This is a genomic window from Nitrospira sp. BLG_2, from assembly GCF_049222245.1.
Genome location: NZ_JBLYIG010000182.1, coordinates 1 through 5,293 on the forward strand (window position 1 = coordinate 1; position 5,293 = coordinate 5,293).

Annotated in this window: 5 protein-coding genes and 1 tRNA gene; all 6 read right to left on the bottom strand. The window is 53.9% G+C overall.

Annotated features, from left to right (window positions below; translation table 11 throughout):
• Positions 1 to 661, bottom strand: a 661-nt coding sequence (locus tag ACOSYY_RS05035; protein ID WP_421661177.1) for a DUF72 domain-containing protein, incomplete at its 3' end; no start/stop codon positions are given.
• 185 nt (positions 662 to 846) lie between these two features.
• Positions 847 to 1,185 carry a small metal-binding protein SmbP gene (smbP, locus tag ACOSYY_RS05040; RefSeq protein WP_421661178.1) on the bottom strand — a complete coding sequence of 113 codons (339 nt, stop codon included), beginning with the start codon at positions 1,183 to 1,185 and terminating at the stop codon, positions 847 to 849.
• Between the two features lie 162 nt (positions 1,186 to 1,347).
• Positions 1,348 to 1,423, bottom strand: a tRNA-Ala gene (locus ACOSYY_RS05045).
• Positions 1,424 to 1,779: 356 nt separating this feature from the next.
• A complete protein-coding gene (locus ACOSYY_RS05050) occupies positions 1,780 to 2,103 on the bottom strand; it encodes an Hpt domain-containing protein (protein WP_421661179.1) in 324 nt (107 codons plus the stop codon).
• Positions 2,104 to 2,105: 2 nt separating this feature from the next.
• Positions 2,106 to 4,229 (bottom strand): response regulator, encoded by a 2,124-nt coding sequence (locus ACOSYY_RS05055; protein ID WP_421661180.1) that lies wholly within the window; start codon positions 4,227 to 4,229, stop codon positions 2,106 to 2,108.
• Positions 4,230 to 4,426: 197 nt separating this feature from the next.
• A partial coding sequence (locus tag ACOSYY_RS05060) for a GGDEF domain-containing response regulator (protein WP_421661181.1) occupies positions 4,427 to 5,293 on the bottom strand: 867 nt, incomplete at its 5' end.

The window sequence follows — 5,293 nt, forward strand, 5'->3', positions numbered from 1 at the left end:
ATGGCGCGGTGAAGCGCTCTTCAAGCCGCCGGTGTTGTTCGAGCAACGGCGGCATGTAGGACCAGTGATTGTAAACGTGGGCCACACCGTGGCTCTCTAGAATCTTTCGATAATCCGGACCCAATAAGCCCGCAGTCCTGATTTCCACGGCATAACCGATATCCTGAGGCAACTGGCCGAAGAACCGATCGAGACGTGAGCAAAACTCTCGCGTGGACATTCCGTGTTGTTGGAATTCGAAGAGTAGAGGGCCCATGTGTGGTTCAAGCTTGGCCTCACGGTAAGGTGGCAGGACTAAGTCATTGAACAGTTTGGCGTCGAGAAATCGCGGATTCGGTTGGCCGGCTTTGAGGCCGTAGCGGGCTTGTCTGGAGAAGCTGGGAATGGTGATTTCCTCCCAGATTTTGAAACACATCTGGAAATCTTCCGGAATCTGATTTAGGTAATGTCGAAGCTGATTTGCGGTCGGTGGGCGATAGAAGGTGGAATCATTCCCGACCGTGCGAAAGAGCGGTTCGCCGTTGTGGAGGTATTGACAATACTCCCCTAGACATTCCCGCGCAAACGTCGTCTTCGCGTACTGTCGCCGATACACCTGGCCTTGCCAGTCTTTGTACGTCCACGTCGAAGTGCCGAATCGAATCAGGGAAGAGAGAGCCATGGGGCGCGATTGTACTGAAGAAGAGAGGAAGACACCAGAATGAACGTGAGTCCTGAAACGAATCGGTTTTTTGAGATAAGGTTCAGCTTATCCCATAGTCGTAACATCTCGTGAAACCGAAACGGGCGGGGTATTGTCCTCCCGCCCGTCCTAAAAGTCACCTTTCGTCGTAGATGTGTGCAGTCTTATTTCACTTCATTCAGATGCGTGAGAGCAGTTTCAGCATGCTGCGTGGCAACATCGGCGTGACCTGCCTTACCATGCTCAATAGCTTCGTTCAGATGGGTAATCGCTTCGTTCAAATGGGGGTTCTTGCCTCCCCTCTCGGCATGATTCCGCGCCTTTTCCGCATGGGTCACGACCGCGTCAGCATGGCCCTGTTTACCATGGTCCACCGCTTCCTTTGTGTGCGCGACCGCGTCCTTGACGTTTCCTGCTGGAGACGGCTGAGCGTTCAGTGCAGGCACACCTCCGAACGTTGCCAACGCAACAATAACGATCCCGCGATAAAATATGCTGGTCATTTTGCCTCCTTTTAGGTTAGATGCACTGCCCGACAGTACTGCACTGAAATTTAGCACAATTGACAACGTGACATTAAGGCGGTCTGCCTCCTTTATTAGAGCATCTCGTCACGGTCACATTTCTGGGATCACTAGCGTGAGCTGTTGGGTGAAGTGGGTATTTGGTGGAGGGCAGGGGAGTTGAACCCCCGACCCCTACGTTGCGAACGTAGTGCTCTCCCAACTGAGCTAGCCCCCCACCTGTGAGATATGAGAACCGTGACTCCTGAATCCCGCAGGGTTTGCTGCATATGAGCATGCAGTCCTGTTGCTGCGGTCGAAGAACGGGGAGGAATATAAGAGTCACGTTCCCGTGCTGCATTATACACAACCCGTTACTGAGACTCTACCAGTACCTTGATCGAACATGGCGCACCCCTTTTCATAAAGCCGGCCGCCAACCAATCGGTTGAAGCTTTCGATCAACTATATGTTGCGGCGGTCGCCTCCTCCTGAACGTTCGGATTTGGCATGATGATGAAGAACACTTGAATAACGCCGATTTGGGAATTGCTGTCGGAAGCCGACGGAGATGATAGGTCGTTGCTCTATTCTCTAGCGGTAGACAACGATCACACGTTTGAGGAAGTCTTCCAGCTGTACGATGTGCTGTTCGATTGTTACGCGGTCCTCCAGTTTTGCCGCGCGTTCCATTGCCGCTCCGATTTCGGTAATCCGATCGAACCCGAAGCCGCCTCCGTCACCTTTCATGCGATGGCCCAGGGTCTGAACGGTTCTGAAGTCATATTTGATCAGCGCATCCCGAAGGGTCCGAACATCCTTTTCGCGGTTGCCTAAGAAAATCGGCACAATTCCTTCAAGATCTCGACAAATTTCTACAGTGAGTTGGTCTGTCGGTTCCGGGTGCGAGGCCTGCATCGCTAGACGATGTGCTCCTTGTATGCCCGAAGAACTTCCAATAACGTGGATTTCTTTACAGGCTTCGTGAGGTGTGTGTTGCAACCGGCTTCAAAGATCCGAGTTCCTTCCTCCTTGAGGGCCAAGGCAGTGAGGGCGATGATCGGCGTGGGCTGGAGATCATGATCCCGCTCCCATGAACGAATCGCTTTTGTCGCGGCATAGCCGTCCATCACCGGCATCTGCACGTCCATCAAGATGACGTCGTAATGCGCGGACTTGAATTTGTCCAGTGCGACGGCGCCGTGTTCCGCCACGTCGAGAAAATAATCGGTCTGCTTCAGGTATGCCCGTACCAGCAGTTGGTTGTCGGGGGAATCTTCAACCAACAATACGCGCAAGGGTCGCGTCGAATCGGTTGGCGGTGGCGCTGTGGCTTTCACCGTCGACGGCGTTTTTTTTGTCCGACCAAGGGCGATCCCGATTGTTTGCAAGAGGTCGGACCGCCGGATAGGTTTAATCAAATAACCACCGAGGCCGAGATCATAAGTCCGTGCGATATCGTCCGCCCAATGATCGGAGGTCAGCATAATGATCGTGGGGCAACTTCCGTTGAGCGAGGATTTCAGCTGTTCCACAACTTGAAAGCCGCTCATCTCAGGCATACGGCAGTCGAGGAGCAGGAGCTCATACACATATCCTCGCTCGTATGCATGACGGAGTTCGTCCAACGCCATCGTTCCGTCGCTCGCTTCCGTAACTTGAGCTCCCCAAGCACTCAGCAGATCACGGAGTATGAAGCGGTTAGTCGGATGGTCGTCCACGACCAGGGCTTTGATTCCGGCAAGGTTGACCGGTGTTACGGACTTCTGACAAGACGGTTCTGTTTGAACCTCAAGCTGGACGGTACAGTGAAAGGTACTTCCCGTTCCTATCATACTCTCCGCCCAGATCCGCCCTTTCATACCTTCGACGAGGCGTTTGGTGATCGCAAGGCCGAGCCCTGTTCCTCCGTACTGCCTAGTCGTTGAGGTATGTGCCTGCGTAAAGGTGTTGAAGATCGCGACAAGTTGGTCGGAGGGAATACCGATTCCCGTGTCACTGACGGAAAACCGAACGGCTCCGGTGATATCCCGGTCAGGATCGTTCATGACACGAACAACAATGGATCCTTTGTCGGTAAATTTGAGTGCATTGCCCATCAGATTGATCAATATCTGTGTCAGCCGCGTCGGGTCGCCGACCAAATGACAGGGCACATTCCGATCGACATGGCAGGCGAGCTCTAGACCTTTCTCATTCGCCCGCATCGCCAAGATATCGATGGCCTTGTCGATGACTTCATTCAGGTCGAAATCGACGGATTCCAATTCCAAGCGACCGGCTTCGACCTTGGAAAGGTCCAAAATATCGTTGATAAGATTCAAGAGTGTGCCGCCCGCACGCCTGAAAATACGTAGATATTTCCTTTGATCTGGAGTGAGCGGAGTATCCCAGAGAAGATCGGCCATGCCGATGATGGCATTCATGGGGGTGCGAATCTCGTGACTCATGCTGGCGAGGAATTCACTCTTGGCACGGTTGGCCACTTCGGCGGCTTCTTTGGCGACACGGAGGGCATGTTCCGCTTCACGCTGTTCGGCCGCTTCCAAAGCGAGGGCCGTCATGGATGCGAGTAGATGAAGGAGACGTTCTTCATGCCGACTCCACCGTCGAGGCGCGCCGATTGACTCCGCACACAGTGCGCCGACAAGCCTTCCATTCTGCCTGATCGGCGCGCTTAACATGGCCTCGACATGGAATCGGGATACATATGAACGTGCCAGATCCATGAATCGAGGATTTCGGAAAGCATCGTGAACTGTGATGGCGCGATGTTTACGGATCAGCGATCGAAGATAAGCCCGCCAATGCGATGGCTGGAACGCGAAGAAAGGATTGGAATGTCGACTGTGGGATGTGCAAACGTCGATCAGTTCAATGGCACCGCGTTCCTTTATAAGCAACCAGATGCTGGCGCGTTTGACTTGCAACAAGCTGCAGCATGCCTCTGAAATAGCTCGAAAGACCCGGATAATATTACCGCTGTTCAAGGCCTCACTTCGCGCCAGTTTGCAGAGTGTGTCTTGATACTGCTTGAGCAACATGGTGGCCCTCTGCTCGAATGAGCGGAATGTTCGTTCAGAGGGTTTTCGCTTGCGGGAAGTGGTCGTTCGTCGGATTGCAGAGGATGAGGATCGTGAGGGTCTCCTGGTTACCGCGACTCGACCGTGAGGTCTTCCATATGGATGGTGTGACCGTGGCATGGAGGGCATCACTATTCGGCGAATAGCTTTGACTGTCTCTAGTCGTCGTGTGAGTCTTGGACCAGCGACAGAATACTGGCCGACTTGATCCGATTGCGTCCCTCTTGTTTTGCCTGATAGAGAGCCTGATCCGCAGCTTTGATGAGATCGGTAGGAGAAGCGTTTCTGTTGGGAACAATGCAGGCATACCCGACGCTGATTGTCACGAGTTCACTATCCGCGTGCTTCATGCCTAAGGATTCGACCCGGCGCCGAAGGCTCTCCGCCACCTGTGCTGCGCCGTCGATGCCTGTACCGGGCAATACTGTGACAAACTCATCTCCGCCATAACGGGCAACCAAATCGCCGGGGCGATTCACTGCGCTGGAGATCGCCGCAGAGACCTGTTTGAGACATTCATCGCCTGCTGTGTGACCCTTGGCGTCGTTATAGGCCTTAAATCGGTCGATATCGAACATGATCAGCGACAAAGGAGTTGATTCGCGCACCGCTCTCCGCCATTCCTGATCCAAAAAGTCATCGAACTGGCGTCGATTGGTGATTCCCGTCAATCCATCCAAGCAGGAGAGGCGAAGCAACATCTGATTGGCTTCTTGGAGCTGGCGCATGACCTCGAGGAGCTCCTGCTCTCGCGCCCGGCGGCGGTCGATTTCGTGGACAAGCCGCAGCACCGACCGCACTCTGGTCAGGAGTTCGACTTTGTTGACCGGTTTGGCGACGTAATCCATGGCTCCGGCGGCAAACGCGAGTTGAAGGTCGACCGGATCCGTCTTGACGGTGACCATAATAATAGGAGTATCTCGGAACCGGTCGGCGGCTTTTATCTGACGACAAGCTTCGATGCCGCTCATCTGCGGCATCAGAATATCCATGAGGATGAGATCGACCCGCGAAGCGCCTTGCTT